Below are 22,538 nucleotides of genomic sequence, written 5' to 3' on the forward strand. Positions count from 1 at the left end.
CTGACCATTTTACTTAACTTTTAAAAGCTAAAAAACTATTTTGATATTAAAGGACTATAAGGCACAGTTCCGAACCGATTTGACTGTTTTTGAGCCTCACCGCTAACAGAATCTAACATAGAGCCACCATGAATCATAATTGGACGATTGCCAAAGTTCGATAAGTCACCACGCATAGCTCGGAGTTCAGTAAGAAATTGCGCGTTCATTTGTAATTGTTGATCTGTTTTTTGATTCTGTTGTTCTTGTTGAGCAATCATTTCATCATACTTAGCTTGAGCATCTAATGCAGCCTGAGCTTCATCATTACCGAATGCAGCAAGGACTTGGGTAATTTTCTCACCCGCCCAATCATCAAATTTTTGACCCGTTTCTGTCGTCATGTACATGTTTCGCGCTGCTGTACCAATTCCATATCCTGCCACACCTGCAACGGCTAACTGACCACCCACTCGCATTGCAGTCCCTGCTCCTCCAGCAGCTAACCCACCAACCGCACCGCCTCCTGCTTTTCCACCTAACACACCGCCTATAGCAGCCCCACCTGTTACCCCTGCAAGTGCGGTCATAGCAACAGTGGTTCCCGCAATGGCTTTAGATAAGTTTGGATATTGATCAGCATACTCAGATAGTTTTAAAGAGGTATCACCAATCACATCGGTTAAACCGCGCATAGCCTCAAATTCAGAATTTTTCTTTGTAACCAAACCAGCATTCACACCATAGCTTGCAGTATCTCGCATCGTCCCTGCATCATCTGTAAGCGACTGGAGACCGAGTTCCTGATTTGCTTTTGTGATACGTTGCATCTCATCCCATTGAGACACCATCGCCACACCAGCAGATAAAGCCTGCATATCTGGCAAGACATTGGAAAGTGCAGACTGTTGAAGAATACCCTGCTTACTTTCGAGTATTTGCTGACGTTCTTCGGAGTTACCCGCCTTCTTTAAGTCACCCATGACCTGACGATAACGAGAATCCTTTTGCATCGCTTTAGCTAAAGCTTCACCAAACACATCAAAACGCGTTTTACCTTGTTCTGCACCTTTTAAATATTCTTTCTCAAGATCAATGCCATAATCTTTTTTTAAGGTTTTCTTTGTCGGATCAGCATTCATTTTATTTAAAAGATTTACAACATTATTACCAGCTTCATCCGCACCTCCTGCTGTTGACATAGCAACTTGGTTTAAAGCCATAAGTTGAGATGCTTGTCTCTTTTGATTGGCTGGATCAGATGGCAACATCCCATATTGTTTATTTAAATATTTTGCCAAATCTCTCGTTTCAAAATTTCCTTCCTTACCTGCCTGAACTGCATAACTCATATATTCACGTTCATTGAGTTTTTTTGCTCTTGCAGCTACAGATAGTTGAGTAAAATCCAATATATCACCGCCTGAAGCTTGAGCGGCTTCAGCCGCAGCACTTAATGCGCCTTTAAGATTGGTTTCTGTTTCTGCATTAGTTGATCCTTTATATTTACCTGAAGCCACTAAGCTATTTAAACCAGTCAAAACATCATCAGTGGTCTGGCCGTATTTTTTTGCTGTAGATGAAATAATTCCACGTAATCTATCCTGACCAGCTTTACGATCATTTTTATCGTCATAGGTCGTAATAGATAACTGAGCTAAATCTTTTTCATACTGAATTGCATCCCTCACTGGGCGCTGGATCGCGTAAACCCCACCAGCAACAGCTCCAGCAAGCATCGTTCCTTTCTGTAGAGTACCGATCCCTGTTCCAGTAACTTGAGGCGACTGCACCTTAACGGCTTTTTGTATTTGATCAGTTTTACCCAATTCACGATTTAATTGAGCAACACGCTGATTCATAGCTGCATACGCACGTTGCATATCGTTCGCAGTCATTACACCTTTGCGCTGAAGCCTTCCTAGCTCTGCATAATTTGCTTGGGTTTTACGAATTTCAGCATTAATTTCTTTCTCTGTTCTCAACCCAAGTTTACGTGCAGTATCAGAAGCCTTTACTAAATTTACTTGCTTACCCAATTCACCCGCAATCTTTTTAGCTGTGTTCAATTGATCCGCTTGAATTGGCTTGAGGCGTTGTGATTCCTGATTAACCTTTTGTACTGCTTTATATTGAACGTCACCAATACGAGCTAACTCTTTGCCAACATCTCCCTTTAACTTAATTGTTAAAGCTACAGTAGTATTTGATCCTGACATGACTATTTACCCTTTTTTTGGCGACGAGTAGCGATTTTACGTTTTCCTCCACCTGTAGCTGAGCTAGGTGTGGATTGGGTTGCGGATGTAGATTCTTTATGGGTATTTTTTTGCCGCCCACTCAAGAGCAAGTGAAACGCTGTGCAAACTGGCATTGATAAGGCTTCGGTGTATGAAATACCAGTTTGCAAAAGCGGTGTAATTAAGCTGATTCTATCGAATCCTCGCTCTCTACTGACGGTATATCTTCGCTCTCGGCTATTTCCTTTGCATCCAATTGTGAACGTAATGAAATTAAATAATCACGGTTTTGGCGTGACGTGCTTGCAAGCATTTCATAAGAAACAGGAATTTCTTTGCTATTTTCATCGACTAGTTTTGTCATAGAAGCAAGATCAATAATTTCGATCCATTGACCAGGTAATGCAGTGGCTTGAGCTTGATAATATTGTTCTGTGGTCTGTTGAACCATCACAATATTTTTAGTTTTTACTGTTTGTTGCCCAACCAACGCGAGCATCGCAACAGGTAGAGTACCTTCAATTTTCATAACTTTAGACCTCACTCAATCACATAGCTCTTGTAGAAACAATCTAGTGATTGTGTTGCTTCACTCTCATTTTGGTACTTCTTACCAACAGTGATTACACCAACACCGCTATATGTTTCACGGTATGAACCATCCAGTGATTCAATAACAAGTGTTGCGCCACTAATCGAAGCCCAATCCAACGCGCCCTCTTCAGGAATATAGGCTTCGATTTGAATAGCACCTGATTTTGTAGTACGTGCCGATTTATTTGCACGACCTTTGCTGTTCATCGTAGACACAAGCTTACGTCCAGCTTGCTCCGTTGGGTTTACACTGGCACAGTCAATTTCATCGCCATTGACATACAGGACTATCGTCCCGACAAATTCATCATCCATCTTTCATACTCAAAGAATTAACATCATCACTATGATGAGAACTATTCTTTGAAAAGTTAGACGGAACGGCTTCCCTGAAGCAAAAAAGCCGCCGAAGCGACTTTTATAATTAATTTATTTGAATTGAATCAATACACATCTAACTGAGCAGCAATAACGTGCATACCACGCACCCAGTCGGCAGGAATCTTCACATTCACACGCGAACGATCCGTCGTGTCTTCAGCTACAACTAACTCATTTGCTCGTTCACGAACATTTTGCAAAATCTCAGCTTCTTCAAGTTTGAGCAGTTCTACTAAAATCAATGAACGTAAGTTTTTACGTTCACGAGCCGTATTTTTGCGTCGGCCATTGGCACGTACCGCAGCTCGAACCACTTTACGCACATAGTCTAATATCAGCGCACCGTTAATGTCGGGAAGTAAACCATCAGGCTCCCCAGTTTCAGCATTATTTTGATATGTACATATCGCTCGGATGATTTCTGGTACTCCATCGGGGCCAGTTCGGAGCATACATACACCCGCTGACAAAGCCGCTTCAATTCGCTCATTAAGCAAATCATATTGAGGCTCAACTGGATTCAGTCCTGGCAAGTTGTAATTATTAAATGGCACAGCAGGATCGTTAGAATCAGCAAATGCTGCCGCAACTGAAGCCGCAATTTCTGATAATTGATCATCAGCACCATGATAACAAGCAGCTACTATTCGATAATTTGTGTCAATAGAAGCTTGAGCAGCAAACTCTTGTGCATCATCTACGTTAGAAAATGGGGCTATCAAGATAGCTCCGCGCTGTTCTAACGCACTACTTACATTGTTGAGATACGTTGACCATGCTTGACTGTCAGATCCATTAGTAGGCGGCTCTGATAGTGCGATAATCGTATGCCCAAGTGGGGCGATTATTTCTTGAATAGACATCGGTTTTTTCCTTTTTATTAGACACTAGACTGGTGCTAAACAAAATGTCGTGATTTGAGTGACAGTATCAAAATTAAATGAGCCATTTTCAGGCGTATAATTTGTTTTTACTTGACTTGCATCACCAATTTCAATTTGAATACGCTTGTATTCATTCGAGTTATTGACAAAGTGAGCGCGCGCAGCATTTGAAAAATCTGGTGAATTTTCTTGAGTCACAATGTTGTTATTCTCATCAAGCGCAATCATTGAAATACCGTGAGTTGCCATGATTGCAGGTATTCCGTCGCGAAATGGACGCGAGAAACCCAAACTCTCGTCATTAACCGAAAATCCAAGAATTCCACTTCCAGTAATTAATCCGACGGTAATTTCAGAAGTTGAACCTTCACAACCGATTGGCTGTGAAGGTTCACTCACGTCGCCGACTTTCCCAAGCATTGCACATCCACTTTTTTATTGACTTTAATTGCAGCAGTGATCATACGACCCGCTTCAGAATTTTCACCAAACAGCACATCTGCTCCAGCTTTGTCATAAATACTTAAAGGAACATTTGATGCTTCTGATTCATTTAACAAAAGATCATTTGTTAAAAATAAAATCTTATGAATATTGGCAGGTAAGCCAGTACGCTGTGCATTGAGATTAATATCAATATAAGTGCCAGGCGTTTTCCAATTTGACGGAATGTTCATTTTAAAATCCTATTGGTTGTTAAGCAGAACAAGATCAGAACCATCTTTGATGTCATCTTGTGGCTTAAAGAAATAATCGACATTTACGGCTTGCATCCAATCAGCACCTGAATCTGGATCAAAATCAGCAGCGGATTGAGTAGTTGTAAAATTGGTATGCCAATGTTGCGCAAAAACGCTAATAGCGGCATCTTTAGTTTTTTGGTCATAGACCTTATCAATTTTGCCAAGCTCAAACGGATCTAAACCAGAAACACCGAAGAGCTTTAAATTGTTATTGAGTAAAGCTCGTTCTACATCGTTGAGTAATTGAAAAGTCCCACAGCTAATCTGTTGCCCATTTTCGTCCACACCTTGTCGTGTCGCTTCTTCATTGCGAAGCGACTTCGCGCCAACCAGAGTGACGAAAGTTAAAGGACGTTTAAATTTACGCGCTGATAACTGAACAGCTTTACCAGCTCCAGCAAACGTCGTCCAAATCGCGGGGAAACGACGCACAACGTCAGCAAGACCTGCATCGAACTCACCGCCATACGTTTCAATACTGGCGATATAAGGGCGATTCAAAGCCACGATTGCCGCTTTAATACCCTGTTCAATTTCAGAAAGATTTAGATAGCTCATGATCAATACCCATTCTTAAAGTCATTACGACCAACCACCCACATCACGTTATTTTGTGATGTGGGTGCGGGGGCTGATTCACCCGCAGGCTTACCACCCAATGCCACTAACCCTTTAGAAATATTGATCAAGTTTTTAATCGCAATTTCATAACGAGTCCTGGTTCTGGACGTTTCCTGCGTATCACCAACCGATGCATGAAAATGAGCCATGTCACAGCCAATTGAGACTAAAAAAGGCGGCACTTGAGATAAAGGCAATTGATAACGACTTGCTAAATAACCGTCGATTTCACTGTTTGCAGCATCAATCGCAAGCTGTAACTTGTCGTAATTAATCTCAAGACTAAAACCGTTAGAACTGGTGAGTTCGATGATTTCAGTTTCACCAAATTTGTTAATCATCGCTTCAGCAGTGACATAGCTCATAAATTACCCCTTATCCCTGTGAACCATCAGAAGCATAGATAAGCTGCCAGAAACCAAAACCAGCATTCCCACGCGCTTCCACACCGTAATAGAACACACCTTCCAGGAACACATTAGGTGCTTCAGGATTAGTCGATTTAACGAGATTCGCAGCTTTACGTTTTTGATAAATGAACGGTTTCACTGGTTTGCTGGTATCAAGCAGCATCCAGTAGTTTGGATTTTTGATACGAGTTGAAACCACAAGTTTTGCAGTGCCAACATAAGGATTGATCGACCCATCATCCAGTTTTTCAGCAGTCAGTAATTTCTTACCGACGGTTTCCAATGCTGGTGGTACAAGCAAGATATTAGGAATAACACCTAAAGACTCTCCAGACTCGTCCTCAAACTCCATCATTTTTTGACGGCCTGCACCATAAGATAAGTCAGCAGCAGCGGCTGTAGCTGTAGACAACTTTTTAGTGCCTTTGTTGCTTACAGTGCTTTTACCTACTTTGTGATTGTTTGAGACCATAGGCTGGCCATCGAAACATTTAGCCGTAAACACTGTATTAACAGCTTGGTAAACCAACTGATCAGGATGCTTTTTAGCAGCAGCACCCGCGTTCTGCGCCTGGATACCGTAAATCCCGATTTGATCGTCCTCAATATCATCGCGCTTGATTTCAATGGTTGATTCATACGATTTGTTTTTGACAACATATTCGTATTCATCAAGCTTTTTGATGTTCTTTTTGCCGATCCACTCTTTCATTTGTGGAAAAGCACCCAACCAACGATGATCAACATAAGCACCAGAGCTTGGGATTTCCATTGCAATGGTTTGCCACTCTGTCGGAGTTGCGGCAAAAGTCTGGTTGAAAGCCGTTGATAGGCTCAGAAAAATTGCATCAATCGTAGTACCGTTTACATTCATTCGATCCACACTCCATCTAAATCAATTCCAACCACACGACCCGCTTGTGACAACGTGCCAGTGGCATCAGTTTTTGCAACGGTCTGCCCATCTTCAATAAAGCAAGGTCGACCAATCGATGCTTGAGTCACTGGATCACTTGTACTGTTGTCATATAAAAATGCGTTGTGGGTACGAACAGCAATTTGAGCATCTCCATCCAAACCATCGGTGTTGTCCACAAATTCTTCAGCACGACCAATATAGACAAGATCAGTTCCAGCTTTGCCTTCAATCGCGTAGCCAGTTGAATCCAAACACACCAAAAATCCAGCACGAATAATCGAATCCGCTTTGACTTTCAAAGCAATAAGCCCTAGATCTCGTCGTGCTGTTTGGCGATCTCGGCCATTTTTTAAAATACTGCTCACTTCGGCTCTCCCAATGAAACACCCATAAGATTTGCGGCTTGCAGTTCTTCAGCCGTATATTGTTTTTGTCCTGGTTGCTGACTATTTGGCGCAGCATTATCAGTTTGCTTACCACTGAGCGCAGGAATTTTTGGGGCTTTGTCCAGGTAATCTTTCAATGCCTGCGGATTGGTTTCACCAAGTTGAGTAGCCCAAACTTTCATGTCATCACCAAGCAAGCGTCCATCACTACATGCCGCAGTAATCATGGTTTCGACTTCATTGGCCTGCAGATTGGTTTTTAAGTCTGCAATTTGCTGATGCAACCCTGTTACGACTGCAATTGGGACAAACTTGGCTGGATCAGGAGTTTGACTATTTGCAGCGGCTTTCACCGAAATTGCAGCTTGAATCGCTGGAGCAAAGGCTTGATCACCCGCAAGTGTGGTTCCAAAGCCCGCATCAAAGCTAGCAAACTGACTATTCGCCGCTGCAATGGCATCTGCTTCAGTTGCATTTTCAGCAAGCCCAAGCTTTTTAAGCATGAGTTTTAAAAACTCGTTCATGAATGAATCCTCTTGTTGAGAATGTTTATTTTGAGAAAAGTAATCCTGTGCCGCAGCAGCAAGTAAAGCCGCTGGAGCATCATCAAGATTCGGAATATTGGTTAATGCGACATTGAGCAAGCCAGTAACTTCGCCAGCTTCATCATGTAAAAAGAAGGGTGATAAATATTTATATTCGTGGGCTTCAATAAAGCCTTTTGCTTTAGCAGTCCATTCCCAGTTATTTGAGCAAAGCCCAACACCATCTACATATTCAAATCTTCCAGCCTTGAGCCAACCCGATGCAATGACGGGACTACCTGTTTTCTGTGCGACGATAACGCCATGCTCATAATCAATCAGCATGTCGATTGAACGTAAATTTAATTGCGCTGCAATTTTGCGACCGTTCTCGGCAGTCAATTGCCAGTACGGAGCATCATAAGGACGACCATCGATTCCACGAAATTGACCTTCGGGAATCAGCAAAAGCTTTCCACCTTCAGGCGTAACTTTTAAATCGAAAGCGCAATATGCAAGCAGCGCAGTTTTGTTCATATCGTCAAATCTTGATAAAGAAGATATGAGATTAAAATTTCAGACATGAAAAGTTAGACGGAACGGCTTCCGATTTTCTATAAAAGTGAAATGGAGATGTAAGACGATTTAAGCGATCTAAATTGTTGAGCTATACGATTTATCGTTTTGAGTTTTTCTTTTAATTCTAACGCTACTCTAACGCGATTAAATGCAATATCTAAGCTTGAGAACAGCATTAAAAAATGTTTTTCAGATAAACATCGATAACATCTTCGATTTCTTCTTGTGCTTCACGTTGTAAATTTCCATTGCCGTCCATTGGCAAATAAGGTCTAGCTGGAATATTTGAGCCAGGATGATTGACTTGCTTATAAACACCACCGCCAAATGCTAAGGCTTTTTTGTTTTTGGGTTTAATGATGTGTGGTTTCGTTTTACCACCGAGATGGTGAATCGCAGCATAAACTTTATTTGAACCTACCCCCGCATGATCCACTCCATGAAAGGGAGTGACACTGGCTGCAAGCTGTCCCGATTTTTGTAGAATTAATCCACCCTCTCGCGGATTCTTGAGAGCTGCCCATGCGGGACGACCCTGAGCAGCAAAGTTTTCTTCAGTGACATTTAACAAAGATAAAGACAAGCTACGCATTAACGGCGTGGTATCCGATAATTTTTGTGCAGCATGATTTAATTTTTGTTGTAACTCTGAATCATCAATGACGATTTGCATTAGTAAGTCACGTTATCCGAAAAGCTTTGTATTTGAGGAATAGAAACTTGATCACAGTCATAACCAAGAAAGGCAAAAATCAAAGCCAACTCTTGTTCATCATGAAATGGATCCGTGACAGGATAATCAACGCATGGGATTGGATGCGAAATATAGCCTTCTTGCAATGCCATATCTGCAATCGCGTGGATTTGATCAATTAAGTTTTGATCGCCTTGTAGAGTTCCTGGCTCTTTATCCCACTGTAAATGCACAGCAGGCTTTGATGCATGTTTTAAAACAAGCTCCATTACAGCCTCCTATAAACAATGAAATAATATGCCGAGTGCTAATTCTAGCATACGACGATCTTTGTGATACATCTCGAATAACATTTTAGCATCTCCCATGTCAACACCAAGTATCGGTTGCAGTGCCATTGTCATAACTTCTAACGCACCTCCCTGTTTATATTCCTTGCCCATATAAGCATTGTAATAACCATCAGGCTTAGCGACTTCTTCAGTTGCATAACCCGATCTAGGCACTAAATCACGTAGACGTTGTAAGCTTTCATTTGCTGTTCTGAGCCTGTGTTCTTGCTGAAATAAATCATCAATATCAGGACGTGCCGATTGAATGCGATGCGCAAACTCATGCACCGCAGTACCAAAATGCCCTGCCATCATAAAGCCTTCTCCTTTGGCTGCATTCACTATGCCAAACTTCGGTAACTGCACCATTCCATTACGTTTTGCGGTAAATGCCCAGCCTCGATCTTTAACACTAAACTTGACGTTTAATGTTCCCATCTCATTGGCTGCTTTCATCCAAGATGCTGGATAGCCTTTGGTTGCTTCTTTTAATAACTTTTTAGCCTGCGCGCCACCCTTAATCTCTGGAGTAATTGTTCCAGCCTGACGGGTACGCTCCAGCTCCCGAACTGTCCATGACTGGAGCTTTTGATGGTGTGGCAAATAATCAACGATAGAACTAGCTGTATCTAAAACTTGTTGTAAGCTCTGATTTTCCAACGCTGGCACTTTGAGTAAGTCTGTGAGACGTTGTTTACCCAGTTCAATAAAATCATTCACTGTGGCATTTTCTGGCGTAAATACTGGATGCTCTGGTAACTGTTTAAGAATATCAGGCTTGGTCTTATCAATAAGTTGCTTGGTTACACCGACTGAAGGCGCACTATTAAACCCTGCATCGGTTTTAAAAGGCACGTCCATACTTGGCAATTTAAGTTTCGTCACAGTTGCCGATGTCGATCCATAACCTACACCGACGGCTTCAGTTTCGATATGCCCCTTACTTGTTTCAATCGTATAGTCGCCACGCTTCACTGCCCCTTCGGTCATTGGTGAAACACGACAACGACAATTAAAACCGTTGGGCGGAAAGATGCTATCCCACGCAGGATCATCCGCAGGCATAACTTTTCCGTTTAAGGCTCGATGGGCAGGACGTGTCCGATTATCCATGACAGCGACATATCGCCAGTACGGATGTGTATCGACAGATTGCAGCATTTCATGCCGACGGCCAGCCATATATGCAGATTGAAGATTGGTTCGATAAATGGTTTCCATGCGAAAGGCTGTCCCCATATCCTTGCCGTCTTCATCTTTACCCCACCACCCCTTAGACTTTAAAGTGGGAAAAATGTTTTCCCGCCACTGCTCTATCGTCAGACCCTTTTTCTGTGCATCCATCAATGACTGCTTAATGTCACCCAAAATATCTACACGTGCCAGATTAGAAATCACAAACGCTTTATTATGCGCACCGTCTAAAATGTCATACCAGTTTTTAGTTGGAACTAACTCTTTATCACTTAGATATTGGATCGCTTTATCAGGAGGCTGACCAAAGAATGCATGGAAAGTTTTCTCATCGGGCATTGTCATTAACTAAGCTCCGACTGAACCGCAATTGCTCCCCACACTTCCGCACTGAAGATTAACTTAGTCAGCATTTCCTGCATCTGATCCATTGTTTTACCCGGTGCAATTTCTGCGATGATGCCTAAAGCTTCATCGATGGTTTTTGCTGGCTCCAGTTGTTTTAAAATCGGGGCAATAATGGCTTGGGCTTGAGCATTAATCTGACCGCTATCAAGCTGATTCATCGCTTGATCAAGTAGAGCCTGATCCTGATATAGATTTTGTTGTAATTGTTGTGACAACGACGCTAGTTTAAAACCTTTAAAATTAAAACGGTTGGCCGCCTGTTGCTGCGGTTGAATTCTTGACAGTACAGGAACATCTTTGCTATCGGGCTGTGGAATGCCAAGTTTGGTATGCACCCATTCCAGTGGTATTTGCATGCCCACGTCCACTAGCTCAGGAATTGCTTTAGCGTAAGTTTCGATATCCTCAATATCAGAAACATCAAACTTAAACTTTGGATAACGATCTGGCGTGATATTCGGAAAATTAAGACGCATCAAATAACTAATCAATGTGCCAGTAATTGAACGTCCAAGCTGTTTAGCATCCGATTTAATAATGGTTTCAAAGCCAATTTCATGTGTTTTAGACTGTGCATTTGTACTTGTTTTGCCGCTTACATCACTGAGTAATGTGCCACCGACAATGATTTTAGATTCCGTCTGATCACAATATTTTATCAGCCCCATGTGATTATCAGTGTCACCACTGGCCGCATTCTGAAAATCAATTTTCATGCCTTGTGGGATAATACCCCCTGCATCGCGGCCAATACTTAATACCGCTTTTAGCAATGTCCATTTTTCTTCTTTTGTCGCGCCTGCTGGATAAGAACCAATACGAATCGGTAGTCCATAAACTTCTAAGAATCGCAAAACATCTGCCATTCCATAATTTTTAAATACATACGGATAACAAAGAACACGATGCAAACCAGAACGTGATATATAGCCCGATTTTGCTTTGTGGTAATGAGTCAGCCAACCATAATCCCACAGCTCTTCTTCTACTCCATTTTTAACCCAACGTAATTCATTGGGTTGATTTGTTGGAGTTTTAAACTCACGCGCAAGGCGGTGTTCAAAAGACTTGGGTAAAATCAGACTGCCTACTTTTTCCCATTCAATCGCTTGGCAACTATAGCCATGACCAATAGCATCCAGCGCATCAAAGAAAATCATTTCAAGATCATCTATATCGTCGATCCATTCATGCACTTCAGATGCGATTTTCTTTTCCTGGTCTGTTGCGTTTTTTGGTGGTTTAACTTCCCAGTCCAGCTCGTTAATGGCTTTTTTACGCTTGGACAGCTCACTAAAAATATGACCGTCCTTTTCTTCCATGTCTGCGCCCAAATCCGCTTGTGCAGACAAATCTCCGCTTTCAGCAGCGATTAGAAGTTGTGCAAGCCGACTTGGAGTCAGTCCATTAGTTGGATGTTCTTGTTGATTGATCCAGCCCACATCAGCAGTTTGAGGCGCATCTAACGCTGAACGATCATCTTTTGCTTTGCTTTTTTTCTTTGCCATAACGAATAAATGCCAGTAATTACCAGCATTTATTGTTTAGAAATCACTGTAAAATGTTAGACGGAACGACTTCCTATTGTTCGAGTGTTGAGAAATAGCGATCATCCAAATCACATCCAACAAAACGCCTGTTTAGCTTTAAACAGACTTTAGCCGTACTACAACTTCCAGCAAAGATATCTAACACTAAATCTTGCTCTTTGGTGCTTGTTAGTATGATGTGTTCAAGCATTCGTTCAGGCTTCTCACAAGGATGTTTACCTGGATAAAATTGGACTGGGGCAAACGTCCAGATATTCGTGTGTGGGCGATGAATCAAATCTGACTTAGTTGGAGGCGTGAAACAACGTAATCCTGTTTTACTTGGTGGCTTTTGATCATCGTGTTTTAACTTCAGTAATTCATCATAAGAGCGTTGAAGGTATGAGGTTCCTACATACTTTTGCATTAATTCATATTTAGCCCTTGTTGGCATATGCCACTGACTACGTGAAAAGTAATGACGAGCCGCAGATCCAGCCACCGACTCAGCATCTCGATATTTAAAACCAGCCGCCTGCCATTGTTGCTGTAAATATAAAAGCACCGCCTCACAGACATATTGATCAGGCTTAATTGCATTTCGATGTTCAGCAAAAATAATGCTTTCAGTTTGAGGAAAATAGCGTCGTAAGCTTGGGGGATTGCAACCTAAATGTTTGCCGCCCTTCTTCACCCACAGAATATGATTAAGTACTTTAAAATGCTTGCAAATGACGGCTTCAGTTCGATGTTGCAAATGACTTGAGCAGAATAGATAAAGAGATCCATCTCGTCTTAACACCCTCGCCAGTTCATATACAATCTTATCCAGCCAGCTAAAGAATGTATCTTCATTCTTCCATTGGCGATCCCAAGCATCTTCTTTGACTTTAAAATAAGGTGGATCAGTCACGATAGCGTGAACTGATTGATCAGGTAGTTGTTTAAGTAAATTTATGCAATCTGTTTTATACAGATTGATTTGTTTGTCCAGTAGCATCAGAACGCTCCACTGGTTGCTCATGGCAATCTTTCGTGGCGTTCGTGACGCTCAAATAATTTAGGGTTTTACAGCGCGGGCATTTGACTTCTAATTCATCAAAACGCCCAATTTTGAACAAAAGTCGTCCACATGATTTACATTTGATTGGCTCCATCGTTTACCTTCTCGCAAAGCGTTAGAATTACTGATAGCCTTGCACTGCTGTGATCACAGTAGCGGGGCTTTGCTTGCGACAAGCTCGATTTGTCTATAGGGGCGTTAGATTGTTCCCGCAATCTAACGTCACCCCGTTCTCACATATATCTAAAATCTGACAGTAAACTTTCTAAGTCATCTTCAAGGTCGTGATTATCTTCAAACTCTGAATGACCCGATAATGCAATAAATTCAATCGGTGCTTCTGGATTACAGCTTGCATAATCGCAAAGCAAATGCGCGATACCACTGTCCCCGTGTCGGTTTTTATCTGTATTAGATTTGCCTGCCTCTGGAATACGAGCGACACCTTTCACCAAGACAAATGCCCGATGATCTTCCTGAATATCTTTATCGGCTGGCATATCAATGATTTCACCGTCTTCCAGTGCAGCTTTAAAGTGCGGTGTATTCTCTCGATACCAGCCTTCATTCAGCATTACGGCCTCAATGCGCTCGCCATAAATGATTTTTAAAGCTTCAGCCAAATAACCACCGTTACCCGTTGCATCCTGTGCGCCCTTTCTAAAATTGCTCAGTTGAGCCAGAATGAGCAGCATGACTTTTTCCTGTTGCTTATACGGCACATTGAACATTTCAAAAACAAATGGACAATAACGACGGCCATCTTGACGACGTTGATTCATCCAGAATGAACAAGCATTTTTCTTACGTGCAAAGTCCAGTCCGTAATAGCTTTCTTCGTTGCGTGGAAGGGCTTCAAGTAATGATTTTAAGTTCTCATCAAACCACTCTTCCATTTCAGTCATGCGGCTTTGTTCTGAAGTATCCGCATGTTCCCAATGTTTCGGTGCAGTGAACCTCAGGACAGGAATATCAAAGTTTTGACGCTTGGAAAGCAATGCAACGGATAGCCATTTACCCCCTCCATTACTTGGGATCACATCCAGTTCTTCAGATGCACCATCACCATAAAAACTATAGATATCCTTGACCCAAACAATTTCCTCATCTGCATCATAAGGAATGTCCTTCCGCATACAGACACGTTTATAAAGCCCCTGTTGCACTGCTTCCATAAACGTCGTTCGGTGGACTGTACCCTTACGCTTGCCTGCCTTAATTTCTTGAATCAGATTATTAAAAGGATTGTCTTCACCGTCATGGGTACTAATGATCCGAACCTTACCGCCCCAAATCAAAAATGCCATTGCAGCTTTAATCAGTTCGTCTAGGTCTTCGTGGAATGCCGCCTCATCTAGCACTAAAACACCTTGTCGACCACGTAAGTTGGATGGTCGGCTGGTAAGTGCTTCAATACGCAGTCCAGACTTTGGAAAACGGATAATAAACGTCTGGATCTGCTTATCACCATCCTCCCAAATACCATCTTCAATTTCTGCTGCTGCTAAATCATAAGCTTTTGCCCACATCGCACATGCCTGGATAAATTCGACAGTCATATCCTTGTTATAACCAACATAATAAATATTCTGTCCACCAGCACTTCGATCCGTAGATGCAATAAGTGCAACGTCCGCAGCTTCAGCCCAAGTTAGTCCAATACGACGCGATTTCTCTGCCACTTTAAGAGGACTTTCATCTGCCACCCATTCTTGTTGGTATGGCAGTAATACAGCAGGAACACTGTCAAAATCAGGCAATAAGTCAGCGATTGGCGTTGCATTCATTGTCATTTTTTAGCAATCCCTAAAATTTGCGCTCGAATTTCAGTCGCAGCATTACCAGATAAACCGCCCTTTTTAAGAATGTTTTCCACAGCTTTAGCAGCGGCTTCGACTTTTTCACGAATCTCCATTTCCCATTTTTTCTGATTGACGGATGCTTTTGAAATCTCAGCCACGCCTTTACTAACTTTTGCTAAAAGTGCCAAACGATCTTCAGGACTTGACTCTTCTTTTAATTCTTGAAGTGCAATAAAGCATTCAAAATATTCAGTCTGAACCATTGATAAAACAGCAGCATTTAGACCTTCACCATCATCCTTAACAGATTCTTGAAACAATAATGCAGCCTGTGTACTTGCCTTAATTGCCGCAAGCTTATTTTCAAGTTTTTGACCGTAACGATGAATACTGGACTTTCCGATGTTATAGCCGCGCTCTGCCAGAATCGCTGCAATTTCTTCATAACCATTAAAACCGCAGTCCATGAAGCGACGATCCAGCCATTGCTTGTCATCAGGATTTAATTGATCAATTGCAGATTCGCGTCCCATAATCAGCCCTTCCAATATTTAGGCGGACGGGCAATACCTGGATAGCAATCCACCGTATACTCAACGATGTCGATCCCGTAATGCGTCAACTTGCTAAACCAATGACCGTCAGGTTTTTTTACAATTTCGATGAGTTTACGATCATCTAAATATTCAAGTTGTGTATGCAACTCATTCACGGTGCAATCTGAATAAAGATCCTGCATAACTGAAAGTAGTAAAACGTCCATCGCACCGATTGGACGGCCTTTATTGAGAGCATTTAATAACTGCCAGCGCATTCCTTCACGACGAGCTTTTTCGATATCTGTCATCGTTGCATTCCTTGTTGAATTTGTACGGTTTCAAGCTTTGAGGCGATTGCATCAAGCTTGGCATCAATTACAGTCTGTCCACGGATATAGTCATTCCGCAAAACATAATTTTTAGGTAGATCAATTTCAAACTGAAAAAACTTGCGTTCAAGATCTCGCAGTTCTGTTTGACTCTTTTCATTTTGTTTTGAAACTAAATCGATTTTCTCGTTGGTCTGCTTTGAAAGCTGCTCAATCTTTTCATTTGTAGAAACAAAGCTTTGTTGAAGATTCGCATTAATCTGTGAACCTAAAAGTTTCACCATTGTGAAAACTGCACCAATGATTGTCGCCAGTACCAAAAAGACTTGATAAGGTTCAAGCGTGATTGTCATTTGACCTCCACATTTGAATTTGGATTTTCTTTTGGTCGGCTTTGATTAATGAAGCGGCATATAAAACCTAAAATGGCTAATATAGCAGTCACCTTCCCTTGTGATGCATCAGGAATTAAATTCACAATTTCAGTGGGTACACCATAAACTGAAATAAAACCAATAAGAACAAACATCCAATTGCTTACCCATTTCCAGCCTGTTTTCCAGTTCTGTACTAAAAAGCCATCATTGATATGAACGTCCGATACGCCCAACAAAGGTGTTAATTGATCAGCCTGTTTAGCAATTTGTTCTTTAAGTTCAGTCACCCGAATCTGATGACGTTTTGCTTGATCCGATTTATCTTGGTTGGCCTGAGCTAATTTCAAAGTCAGCTCATCCACTTTTGAGTTAAGTTGAGCATGAGCGACTGGATCAATTTTTGGAGAAGGCACTAAGTTGTGTGGAACTTTACGCTGAGTTTTTTTCATCGTTTCTCCCTCAAGCCAACTCGAAATGTGGTGAATCATACTCACCCTTTTCACGATATTTACCATCGTTATCCCAATCCGCACCCCAACGGATTTTGACATTCAGCTCTTTGGCTGCGGCAAACATTGCTTTTGCTACAGCATCGAATTTAGATAGGTCATTCCAATCAACGGGGTATGGAACCAGATCAACCGCTTGACCTGTAACATGTTTGCTGGCAAGAGGATCATTTAGCCATGTAACCTTAGCTAAACTCGGTTGAGCATACCCAGCAGGAACACCTTTTGCTTGGCATTGGCTCATTGTTCGACCCTTGCCATAATTGATATAGCATTGCTCTTTAGTACGCACACCTTCTAAAACTTTAAAGTCTTGGGTCGTGAATTCAATTGCTCGTTTTACCACACTGACCAGCTTAGGATTAACCCCTGCAAGGCGTGACAAGCTTTCTTTGGAAAGTACATATACTTGTTTTGACACAATAAAAAACCTCATCATACGATAGGGTTATTGTGAAAAAATCAGTCTATAAAGTTAGACGGAACGACTTCCTATTTTTATTCTGGTAAAAATAAAGCCCCATTCTGTGGGGCTATTAATCAGTTGAACATATCAAGCTGTCGATCATCCTTTTTTCTCTCAACCACAATCCCTTTTTTATGCCGACTCTTTAACTCACGAATCCAGCGATTGCTCAATCCATACTTAACCGCAAGTTCTTTAGTACCAAGTTTTTCACTGTCCCGAATGATCTTTTCAAGACGTAGAAACTTCACGTACTCGTCACTTTTCGGCATATAGATCGTATCGCCATTCCAATAGCGACAAAGCTGTTGCAGATTATTAAAACCAATCAAGGCAGCCAACTCATGATTCGGATTGACCAATTTAAGTGGTGGAAAATGAAGATCTACTCCACCGTATTTTTTAACCAGTGTTAATGCCGTTGAAACGTCAGTCAAACGGATAATCGTCTGAATGGTTTCAGGGAATTTTCTTAAAAATTCATCATCCATCTTTTGACTTCCTCTTTTTGTTAATTTCTAACGCTGCAACAACTTTCCAAAGCTCATACTCTGTGCAAAATTGCACCTGGTCTTTTTTAAACATTTTTCGTGCGCATCCATGCGCATAGTTCCAATGCTTGCCCATATCGGCAAGCAAGGCTTCAATTTTATTGATTAATTGGGCTTTGCTCAGCGTGACACTTGGCTTGTGTCCGAACTCTTTTTTACTAAAGCCAAGTTTTTCCATGTGCTGCAACACTTTGACTAGATCATCATCAGTCATGTCTTTAGCCGATCGTTTCCCTGTCACTTGCTCCAGCAGGTCTCGATAAATATCTTCATCGAGACCAAGCTGTTTTTTGCCCATGTGGATAGCAGCAATGCGTTGGTTACGAGATGCTTTTTTCATCCTGGTATCTCCGTAATGAGTTCAATAGAATCACAAACTTTGATTAGATGATTGATTGCTGCACGACCAGAAGTGAAATGAGTGGTTTTATGTTCTAACCTCTTATCAAGATCAGGGAAATTTTTATATGCAGCACGTTTACCAAACTTTTTTAAAATCTCTTTTTTCTCTTTAGGACTCCAAAGCCATAAATAACGAATAGGTAAAAACTTACTTTCAATATGTTTCTCAGGGTTAAGTACCCAAGTACCTTTAAAAAAATTATTGATATAAATTTCAACGGCAAGTTTTGTATCCGTAACCTGAATTAAACCCAAAGTAACTTCAAAACCATCACATTTAAGTTTTACTTGTCGCCATTGGCTTTTTAATCGGTTAACTACAAAATCTTTCTGCGCCTTAGTTAGAGTCATGGGTTTTCTCCTTTGGCACTTCAAAAGTATTCACTACATCAAAAATTTTAAGCACAGCTTGATACACCATGCTGCTATCTTTTAGGTCGTAACCAAATGAATTCACAAAAGTAGAAAAGCTCGTCCCATAGCCCTCTTGATTTAGATATTTTAGATAATCACTAGCAACCATTAGAACTTTTGTATGAAATTCATATGTCTTTGCAATATGTTCCTCTTCAGCACGACGTTCTAAAATCATGCGTTGTTCATCTTCAGTAAGCTCCATTGGTATTAGTTCTGTCATGACTCAGCTCCCAATCTTTCATATTGCTTACCGCCATTCATTGCATGATTAAGCTTTGCTGATTTTCCAGATTGCTTGCCTGCATGGTAGTCAAGTGGATTAAGAGCCTTACCACTATTACGATCTTTAGGTGTAAATGAACCAAGATTAGTATGAGCCTGATCCATATACTTTTTTATACGTTCGGTAGTATTCGCTGGTACTTCAAGATTTGAGTCAGTAATCAGATGTTTAACTGTATCCACCCAACCTTCGCAAAATAAATCAGCGCGACGAACTTTATTTTTCTTAACTGTGACACGTTTAAGTGTTGTTTCAATAAAGGTTTTTCTTGCACGATTTGCCTGACGATACAGAACATCAAATACATAGGATGCAATCTCTGGAGCTGGATCGACACCAATAAATGTCCATTGTGCCTTTGTACCAAAGAACGGATTTCCTGATGAAAAAATCAATCGGCATTGCATTGACCGTGCAATAATTGAGACCAATGTTGATTCCCAAGCCTGTGGCGTTTTTTTAACATTGCTATAACAACTGGCTTCAACAATATCGAGTAAATCAGGATCAATCTGAAACTCGCGCATCAACGATTGTGCTTGGCGTAAGGCAATAGCTGCCTCGTTTTCATTTGCTGATTTCGCCAAAGCCAAACACTTTTTGATTTTTAGAATGGCTTCTTCACGGGTCATGCTCATTATGTTGTCTCCTTAATACTTTCCACGACTTCAGGCGGTAAATTGTCTAAATCTTCTTTGAGGATCATATATAGCCAACTCCGTAGTCATTCATCTTGATAACATGTGAATCAAGAATAGGATTTGATCCAATATTCAAAGTCTCTGAGCGACCTTCAGCCTGTAAATTTAATGGGCTAATTGAACCTGCTGAAACTATCGATGTACCTTTTAAAACTGATTCTTGTAATGCTTTTGCCACATCCGCATGTACTAAATCATTGGGGAATATGACTGGAATTAATTTGCTTAAATCACCTTGGTCACGTTTAAACATGATGTATTTCATAATTGCCTCGCTGCTCGTCAGTACCAGTCAACGACGACTGGCAGACATAAGCACGAATGCCTATGTTTCGCTTTATGCTTTAAACTCATCTACAGCACGTTCACCACTTTCTATATGCGCCTTTAATTGCTTAAAAAGCTCAACCGCTTTAAGGTTGTAATTCCCCCAAAAATGTTGTTCAGCAACTGTTTGTGGTTTAAGAGGATGGTTATATTCAAGCTGCTCTTGAGCTGTTTCCTCTAAATCAGAAATTTGCTCATCCAGATCACCTTTGCGTAACTGTGTGCAAAAATCATTAATATCTATAGTTAGCATTAATTCACCGACTCCTTAAACGCCTTACCCGCTTTAAAAGTAGGCACTTTGCTTGCAGCAATTTGAAGTTCTTCACCTGTTTTAGGGTTACGACCAATACGCGCTGCGCGTTCTTTTACGCTGAAAGTACCGAAGCCAACCAAATTGACAGAACCACCCTGTTTAAGTGTGGTTTCCACTGATAAACGAAATGCGGTAAATGCCTTTTCAGCATCTTTAAAACTAAGACCAGATTTATCTGCGATAGATTGAATAAGTTCTTTTTGATTCATTTTCATAACCTTACGAAAAATTAAACATTTGAGAAATCAAGCGAAATTGCTTGATATTTACCATCTGAATCACGCTCATAGAAACGAACGTAATCTTTGCTATCAGTCACAATAATGCTGTCACTAATAGCCTTCATTGCTATTTGCCACTTCGGATCGTCGATGTTGTAACGACGTAATCCGAGTACGCGACCAGTTGAAATCTTCCCTTCTTTATCGACCTGAAAAGCATCTAAAACTAAAGTTTTCAGGTTGATATTCGACTCGGCAGACCAAGACTGGATACATTCATCAATCAGAACTTTTGCGGCCTGTAAACGTTCATCAAAACGGATATAGTCCTGACACTGGCGAACAATCTTGTAACGCCCATCAAAGCTGTAGAGTGTTAAATTGCCTTTTGCACCTCCTAGAGTGACTTCATATTGTTCAGCCGATAATTCGACAAATGCTGCAATATCAGCAAAAGCTAGTTCTTTAAATTCACGTAGAAACGATTTCTTTTCCTTTGCTTGTTCAATCAAACGCTCAACCAAATCACTGCGTTCAATGTCAATTGCTTTAATTTGAACTTCTGGAATCAAACGTCCCTTCATGTCTTGGCGGTAGCCAGATGGAATTTCTAAAACATTCATAATGTTTCCTTTAAACAATTCATTACTTATTCGGACACCCATGACACACTCTCCAGTGCCGCATCTCGGCAGGATTTTGTGTCGGTGCTTCTCTTTCTGAGTAAGCTCTACATTGAGCAGTGCTTATCGGTTGATTTAAAAATGGGCATTGAATCTGACCTAAAACCTCGAATACTCTTTGTTCAAGTTTGTCAGTCTTCCCCACATACTTGCCCCTTAGCGCAAGTGACAAACTGGTTCTTGAATAGCTAAGTTCTTCAGCAACAGCTTGAATACTCCCAAGTTGTTCAATACGTGCATGAACCAATTGTTTCCAATCAGGCAAATCAGAAGAACACGACATAGGTCAGACTCCATGCAAGTGCTAGAATGATTGTCAACAAGGTTAAAAACATGGTTCGGAACTTTTCGCGCTGGTAACGCAATTCAAACTCAGCCGTTTCAGCTCTTTCTAAAAATGCATTACGCTCTAAAAAAAGCTGAGTACGATGACGATTGAAATATTTTTCACGCTGTTCAAAATGTTCAGGGCTAAATTTATGCATCTAATACCCCCAACAAAGTTCCATGTTTAATTTCTTCATCTAATTCAGGACGTTCTGCAAACATGACGGTATTAATATTTGGATCAAACACATGTTTGGTACGCTGAATTTGCGGAGGTTTTGGGCCAGTATTCATGTCAGGGAGCAAAATATATTTAGCCTTACCACCTGTCACTTTTGCAGCTTTAACTTTTTTCAGATAACCCGCTTTATATAGAGTCATCAAATAGTTATTAGCTGTTTCCAAACTAATTACTTGATCATCTGTGCTAGAAATTTTGGCTAACTCATAAGCATTGACAGCCATTTTTGTAATTCTTAGGGTATTCCACATTGCTTTGTTACCAGTGATATCACTGACCACTTGACCATCTTTATTAAAAGATGGGTATGCATAACCACAGTCCTTAATCAATTCAAATGTCTTCTCTTTATTCTGAACATTAGTACATTGAACAAAACCTGCTTTAGTCAGTTTTGAAACAAAATCACGAGTAGACTCATAGGTTGCAGCACCAATTTCAGCCACTTGAATAATTGTAAATTCATTACGATTATTTCTAATCGCGTTCCATACTCTTTGACGGGGTGACTCATAGGGAGTTTTTGAGTTCATGATGTCTAATTCCTTAAAATGTGGTCTAAAAAAT

Annotated in this window: 35 protein-coding genes and 1 other RNA gene; all 36 read right to left on the minus strand. The window is 41.0% G+C overall.

Annotated elements, in window-relative coordinates; translation table 11 throughout:
• Positions 1-35 precede the first annotated feature (35 nt).
• A complete protein-coding gene (locus tag IAE20_RS04625; protein WP_200481260.1) occupies positions 36-2,198 on the minus strand; it encodes a hypothetical protein in 2,163 nt (720 codons plus the stop codon).
• Between the two features lie 202 nt (positions 2,199-2,400).
• Complete coding sequence (locus IAE20_RS04630; RefSeq protein ID WP_200481262.1) at positions 2,401-2,748, minus strand: hypothetical protein; 348 nt, start codon at positions 2,746-2,748, stop codon at positions 2,401-2,403.
• An 11-nt stretch (positions 2,749-2,759) separates the two neighbouring features.
• Positions 2,760-3,128: a hypothetical protein gene (locus IAE20_RS04635; protein ID WP_200481264.1), complete on the minus strand. Its 369-nt coding sequence runs from the start codon at positions 3,126-3,128 to the stop codon at positions 2,760-2,762.
• A 128-nt stretch (positions 3,129-3,256) separates the two neighbouring features.
• On the minus strand, positions 3,257-4,057 hold the full coding sequence (locus IAE20_RS04640; protein ID WP_200481266.1) for a phage tail sheath C-terminal domain-containing protein: 801 nt from the start codon (positions 4,055-4,057) through the stop codon (positions 3,257-3,259).
• 24 nt (positions 4,058-4,081) lie between these two features.
• The gene (locus tag IAE20_RS04645) at positions 4,082-4,477 is read right to left on the minus strand and encodes a hypothetical protein (RefSeq protein WP_200529615.1); all 396 of its coding nucleotides are present in this window, start codon (positions 4,475-4,477) and stop codon (positions 4,082-4,084) included.
• Positions 4,474-4,755 carry a hypothetical protein gene (locus IAE20_RS04650; RefSeq protein ID WP_200481269.1) on the minus strand — a complete coding sequence of 94 codons (282 nt, stop codon included), beginning with the start codon at positions 4,753-4,755 and terminating at the stop codon, positions 4,474-4,476. Before IAE20_RS04650 ends, IAE20_RS04645 begins: the two co-directional genes overlap by 4 nt.
• 9 nt (positions 4,756-4,764) lie before the next feature.
• Positions 4,765-5,379 carry a phage protein Gp37 gene (locus tag IAE20_RS04655; protein WP_200481271.1) on the minus strand — a complete coding sequence of 205 codons (615 nt, stop codon included), beginning with the start codon at positions 5,377-5,379 and terminating at the stop codon, positions 4,765-4,767.
• A 2-nt stretch (positions 5,380-5,381) separates the two neighbouring features.
• Positions 5,382-5,807 (minus strand): gp436 family protein, encoded by a 426-nt coding sequence (locus IAE20_RS04660; protein WP_200481273.1) that lies wholly within the window; start codon positions 5,805-5,807, stop codon positions 5,382-5,384.
• Positions 5,808-5,817: 10 nt separating this feature from the next.
• Complete coding sequence (locus IAE20_RS04665) at positions 5,818-6,726, minus strand: Mu-like prophage major head subunit gpT family protein (protein ID WP_200481274.1); 909 nt, start codon at positions 6,724-6,726, stop codon at positions 5,818-5,820.
• A complete protein-coding gene (locus IAE20_RS04670) occupies positions 6,723-7,136 on the minus strand; it encodes a hypothetical protein (RefSeq protein ID WP_200481276.1) in 414 nt (137 codons plus the stop codon). The genes IAE20_RS04665 and IAE20_RS04670 overlap by 4 nt, the downstream gene beginning before the upstream one ends.
• Entirely contained in the window at positions 7,133-8,218 is a 1,086-nt protein-coding gene (locus tag IAE20_RS04675) for a phage protease (protein ID WP_200481277.1), read from the minus strand. Before IAE20_RS04675 ends, IAE20_RS04670 begins: the two co-directional genes overlap by 4 nt.
• 217 nt (positions 8,219-8,435) lie before the next feature.
• Positions 8,436-8,933 (minus strand): phage virion morphogenesis protein, encoded by a 498-nt coding sequence (locus IAE20_RS04680; protein ID WP_200481279.1) that lies wholly within the window; start codon positions 8,931-8,933, stop codon positions 8,436-8,438.
• Entirely contained in the window at positions 8,933-9,223 is a 291-nt protein-coding gene (locus IAE20_RS04685) for a hypothetical protein (protein ID WP_200481281.1), read from the minus strand. The genes IAE20_RS04680 and IAE20_RS04685 overlap by 1 nt, the downstream gene beginning before the upstream one ends.
• Before the next feature lie 9 nt (positions 9,224-9,232).
• Positions 9,233-10,825, minus strand: coding sequence for a phage minor head protein (locus tag IAE20_RS04690; protein ID WP_200481282.1), 1,593 nt, complete (start codon positions 10,823-10,825; stop codon positions 9,233-9,235).
• Positions 10,825-12,396, minus strand: coding sequence for a DUF935 domain-containing protein (locus IAE20_RS04695; protein ID WP_200481284.1), 1,572 nt, complete (start codon positions 12,394-12,396; stop codon positions 10,825-10,827). Before IAE20_RS04695 ends, IAE20_RS04690 begins: the two co-directional genes overlap by 1 nt.
• Positions 12,397-12,469: 73 nt before the next feature.
• The gene (locus IAE20_RS04700; protein WP_200481285.1) at positions 12,470-13,417 is read right to left on the minus strand and encodes a DNA-methyltransferase; all 948 of its coding nucleotides are present in this window, start codon (positions 13,415-13,417) and stop codon (positions 12,470-12,472) included.
• Complete coding sequence (locus IAE20_RS16910) at positions 13,386-13,574, minus strand: Com family DNA-binding transcriptional regulator (RefSeq protein WP_200481288.1); 189 nt, start codon at positions 13,572-13,574, stop codon at positions 13,386-13,388. Before IAE20_RS16910 ends, IAE20_RS04700 begins: the two co-directional genes overlap by 32 nt.
• Positions 13,575-13,713: 139 nt before the next feature.
• Positions 13,714-15,273, minus strand: coding sequence for a hypothetical protein (locus IAE20_RS04710; protein WP_227610756.1), 1,560 nt, complete (start codon positions 15,271-15,273; stop codon positions 13,714-13,716).
• Positions 15,270-15,815 (minus strand): DUF3486 family protein, encoded by a 546-nt coding sequence (locus IAE20_RS04715; protein ID WP_200481290.1) that lies wholly within the window; start codon positions 15,813-15,815, stop codon positions 15,270-15,272. The genes IAE20_RS04710 and IAE20_RS04715 overlap by 4 nt, the downstream gene beginning before the upstream one ends.
• Positions 15,816-15,817: 2 nt before the next feature.
• Positions 15,818-16,129: a hypothetical protein gene (locus IAE20_RS04720; RefSeq protein WP_200481292.1), complete on the minus strand. Its 312-nt coding sequence runs from the start codon at positions 16,127-16,129 to the stop codon at positions 15,818-15,820.
• Positions 16,126-16,503, minus strand: a complete 378-nt coding sequence (locus tag IAE20_RS04725; RefSeq protein WP_200481293.1) for a hypothetical protein — start codon at positions 16,501-16,503, stop codon at positions 16,126-16,128. Before IAE20_RS04725 ends, IAE20_RS04720 begins: the two co-directional genes overlap by 4 nt.
• On the minus strand, positions 16,500-16,976 hold the full coding sequence (locus IAE20_RS04730) for a hypothetical protein (RefSeq protein WP_200481295.1): 477 nt from the start codon (positions 16,974-16,976) through the stop codon (positions 16,500-16,502). The genes IAE20_RS04725 and IAE20_RS04730 overlap by 4 nt, the downstream gene beginning before the upstream one ends.
• A 10-nt stretch (positions 16,977-16,986) precedes the next feature.
• Positions 16,987-17,457 (minus strand): M15 family metallopeptidase, encoded by a 471-nt coding sequence (locus IAE20_RS04735; protein WP_200481297.1) that lies wholly within the window; start codon positions 17,455-17,457, stop codon positions 16,987-16,989.
• Between the two features lie 119 nt (positions 17,458-17,576).
• Positions 17,577-17,993: a Mor transcription activator family protein gene (locus tag IAE20_RS04740; protein ID WP_200481298.1), complete on the minus strand. Its 417-nt coding sequence runs from the start codon at positions 17,991-17,993 to the stop codon at positions 17,577-17,579.
• Positions 17,986-18,393, minus strand: a complete 408-nt coding sequence (locus tag IAE20_RS04745) for a gp16 family protein (protein WP_200481300.1) — start codon at positions 18,391-18,393, stop codon at positions 17,986-17,988. Before IAE20_RS04745 ends, IAE20_RS04740 begins: the two co-directional genes overlap by 8 nt.
• Positions 18,390-18,806: a hypothetical protein gene (locus IAE20_RS04750; RefSeq protein WP_200481302.1), complete on the minus strand. Its 417-nt coding sequence runs from the start codon at positions 18,804-18,806 to the stop codon at positions 18,390-18,392. The genes IAE20_RS04745 and IAE20_RS04750 overlap by 4 nt, the downstream gene beginning before the upstream one ends.
• A complete protein-coding gene (locus IAE20_RS04755) occupies positions 18,793-19,092 on the minus strand; it encodes a hypothetical protein (protein ID WP_200481304.1) in 300 nt (99 codons plus the stop codon). The genes IAE20_RS04750 and IAE20_RS04755 overlap by 14 nt, the downstream gene beginning before the upstream one ends.
• Positions 19,089-19,793: a DUF2786 domain-containing protein gene (locus IAE20_RS04760; protein WP_200481306.1), complete on the minus strand. Its 705-nt coding sequence runs from the start codon at positions 19,791-19,793 to the stop codon at positions 19,089-19,091. The genes IAE20_RS04755 and IAE20_RS04760 overlap by 4 nt, the downstream gene beginning before the upstream one ends.
• 64 nt (positions 19,794-19,857) lie before the next feature.
• Positions 19,858-20,109, minus strand: a complete 252-nt coding sequence (locus IAE20_RS04765; protein ID WP_200481308.1) for a hypothetical protein — start codon at positions 20,107-20,109, stop codon at positions 19,858-19,860.
• A 16-nt stretch (positions 20,110-20,125) separates the two neighbouring features.
• An RNA gene (locus tag IAE20_RS04770) (hammerhead ribozyme type II) lies at positions 20,126-20,194 on the minus strand.
• Positions 20,194-20,436 carry a hypothetical protein gene (locus tag IAE20_RS04775; RefSeq protein ID WP_200481310.1) on the minus strand — a complete coding sequence of 81 codons (243 nt, stop codon included), beginning with the start codon at positions 20,434-20,436 and terminating at the stop codon, positions 20,194-20,196. Before IAE20_RS04775 ends, IAE20_RS04770 begins: the two co-directional genes overlap by 1 nt.
• Positions 20,436-20,708 carry an HU family DNA-binding protein gene (locus IAE20_RS04780; RefSeq protein ID WP_200481312.1) on the minus strand — a complete coding sequence of 91 codons (273 nt, stop codon included), beginning with the start codon at positions 20,706-20,708 and terminating at the stop codon, positions 20,436-20,438. Before IAE20_RS04780 ends, IAE20_RS04775 begins: the two co-directional genes overlap by 1 nt.
• A 20-nt stretch (positions 20,709-20,728) precedes the next feature.
• Complete coding sequence (locus IAE20_RS04785) at positions 20,729-21,343, minus strand: DUF3164 family protein (protein ID WP_200481314.1); 615 nt, start codon at positions 21,341-21,343, stop codon at positions 20,729-20,731.
• A gap of 22 nt (positions 21,344-21,365) precedes the next feature.
• Complete coding sequence (locus IAE20_RS04790) at positions 21,366-21,686, minus strand: LysR family transcriptional regulator (RefSeq protein ID WP_200481316.1); 321 nt, start codon at positions 21,684-21,686, stop codon at positions 21,366-21,368.
• A complete protein-coding gene (locus IAE20_RS04795; protein WP_200481318.1) occupies positions 21,670-21,888 on the minus strand; it encodes a hypothetical protein in 219 nt (72 codons plus the stop codon). The genes IAE20_RS04790 and IAE20_RS04795 overlap by 17 nt, the downstream gene beginning before the upstream one ends.
• The gene (locus IAE20_RS04800; RefSeq protein ID WP_200481320.1) at positions 21,881-22,504 is read right to left on the minus strand and encodes a hypothetical protein; all 624 of its coding nucleotides are present in this window, start codon (positions 22,502-22,504) and stop codon (positions 21,881-21,883) included. The genes IAE20_RS04795 and IAE20_RS04800 overlap by 8 nt, the downstream gene beginning before the upstream one ends.
• Positions 22,505-22,538 lie beyond the last annotated feature (34 nt).

Origin of the sequence: Acinetobacter sp. S54 (assembly GCF_016624945.1) — a bacterium.
Taxonomy (GTDB): domain Bacteria; phylum Pseudomonadota; class Gammaproteobacteria; order Pseudomonadales; family Moraxellaceae; genus Acinetobacter.

Coding starts and splice junctions, on each gene's coding strand:
- IAE20_RS04730 (WP_200481295.1), bottom strand. CDS start 16,976: ATGAAAAAAACTCAGCGTAAAGTTCCACACAACTTAGTGCCTTCTCCA.
- IAE20_RS04660 (WP_200481273.1), bottom strand. CDS start 5,807: ATGAGCTATGTCACTGCTGAAGCGATGATTAACAAATTTGGTGAAACT.
- IAE20_RS04790 (WP_200481316.1), bottom strand. CDS start 21,686: ATGTCGTGTTCTTCTGATTTGCCTGATTGGAAACAATTGGTTCATGCA.
- IAE20_RS04690 (WP_200481282.1), bottom strand. CDS start 10,825: ATGACAATGCCCGATGAGAAAACTTTCCATGCATTCTTTGGTCAGCCT.
- IAE20_RS04795 (WP_200481318.1), bottom strand. CDS start 21,888: ATGCATAAATTTAGCCCTGAACATTTTGAACAGCGTGAAAAATATTTC.
- IAE20_RS04650 (WP_200481269.1), bottom strand. CDS start 4,755: ATGAACATTCCGTCAAATTGGAAAACGCCTGGCACTTATATTGATATT.
- IAE20_RS04630 (WP_200481262.1), bottom strand. CDS start 2,748: ATGAAAATTGAAGGTACTCTACCTGTTGCGATGCTCGCGTTGGTTGGG.
- IAE20_RS04710 (WP_227610756.1), bottom strand. CDS start 15,273: ATGACAATGAATGCAACGCCAATCGCTGACTTATTGCCTGATTTTGAC.
- IAE20_RS04775 (WP_200481310.1), bottom strand. CDS start 20,436: ATGCTAACTATAGATATTAATGATTTTTGCACACAGTTACGCAAAGGT.
- IAE20_RS16910 (WP_200481288.1), bottom strand. CDS start 13,574: ATGGAGCCAATCAAATGTAAATCATGTGGACGACTTTTGTTCAAAATT.
- IAE20_RS04745 (WP_200481300.1), bottom strand. CDS start 18,393: ATGAAAAAAGCATCTCGTAACCAACGCATTGCTGCTATCCACATGGGC.
- IAE20_RS04625 (WP_200481260.1), bottom strand. CDS start 2,198: ATGTCAGGATCAAATACTACTGTAGCTTTAACAATTAAGTTAAAGGGA.
- IAE20_RS04665 (WP_200481274.1), bottom strand. CDS start 6,726: ATGAATGTAAACGGTACTACGATTGATGCAATTTTTCTGAGCCTATCA.
- IAE20_RS04700 (WP_200481285.1), bottom strand. CDS start 13,417: ATGCTACTGGACAAACAAATCAATCTGTATAAAACAGATTGCATAAAT.
- IAE20_RS04695 (WP_200481284.1), bottom strand. CDS start 12,396: ATGGCAAAGAAAAAAAGCAAAGCAAAAGATGATCGTTCAGCGTTAGAT.
- IAE20_RS04765 (WP_200481308.1), bottom strand. CDS start 20,109: ATGTTTAAACGTGACCAAGGTGATTTAAGCAAATTAATTCCAGTCATA.
- IAE20_RS04635 (WP_200481264.1), bottom strand. CDS start 3,128: ATGGATGATGAATTTGTCGGGACGATAGTCCTGTATGTCAATGGCGAT.
- IAE20_RS04755 (WP_200481304.1), bottom strand. CDS start 19,092: ATGACAGAACTAATACCAATGGAGCTTACTGAAGATGAACAACGCATG.
- IAE20_RS04640 (WP_200481266.1), bottom strand. CDS start 4,057: ATGTCTATTCAAGAAATAATCGCCCCACTTGGGCATACGATTATCGCA.
- IAE20_RS04685 (WP_200481281.1), bottom strand. CDS start 9,223: ATGGAGCTTGTTTTAAAACATGCATCAAAGCCTGCTGTGCATTTACAG.
- IAE20_RS04780 (WP_200481312.1), bottom strand. CDS start 20,708: ATGAATCAAAAAGAACTTATTCAATCTATCGCAGATAAATCTGGTCTT.
- IAE20_RS04680 (WP_200481279.1), bottom strand. CDS start 8,933: ATGCAAATCGTCATTGATGATTCAGAGTTACAACAAAAATTAAATCAT.
- IAE20_RS04785 (WP_200481314.1), bottom strand. CDS start 21,343: ATGAATGTTTTAGAAATTCCATCTGGCTACCGCCAAGACATGAAGGGA.
- IAE20_RS04720 (WP_200481292.1), bottom strand. CDS start 16,129: ATGACAGATATCGAAAAAGCTCGTCGTGAAGGAATGCGCTGGCAGTTA.
- IAE20_RS04725 (WP_200481293.1), bottom strand. CDS start 16,503: ATGACAATCACGCTTGAACCTTATCAAGTCTTTTTGGTACTGGCGACA.
- IAE20_RS04800 (WP_200481320.1), bottom strand. CDS start 22,504: ATGAACTCAAAAACTCCCTATGAGTCACCCCGTCAAAGAGTATGGAAC.
- IAE20_RS04655 (WP_200481271.1), bottom strand. CDS start 5,379: ATGAGCTATCTAAATCTTTCTGAAATTGAACAGGGTATTAAAGCGGCA.
- IAE20_RS04675 (WP_200481277.1), bottom strand. CDS start 8,218: ATGAACAAAACTGCGCTGCTTGCATATTGCGCTTTCGATTTAAAAGTT.
- IAE20_RS04715 (WP_200481290.1), bottom strand. CDS start 15,815: ATGGGACGCGAATCTGCAATTGATCAATTAAATCCTGATGACAAGCAA.
- IAE20_RS04750 (WP_200481302.1), bottom strand. CDS start 18,806: ATGACTCTAACTAAGGCGCAGAAAGATTTTGTAGTTAACCGATTAAAA.
- IAE20_RS04760 (WP_200481306.1), bottom strand. CDS start 19,793: ATGAGCATGACCCGTGAAGAAGCCATTCTAAAAATCAAAAAGTGTTTG.
- IAE20_RS04740 (WP_200481298.1), bottom strand. CDS start 17,993: ATGGATGATGAATTTTTAAGAAAATTCCCTGAAACCATTCAGACGATT.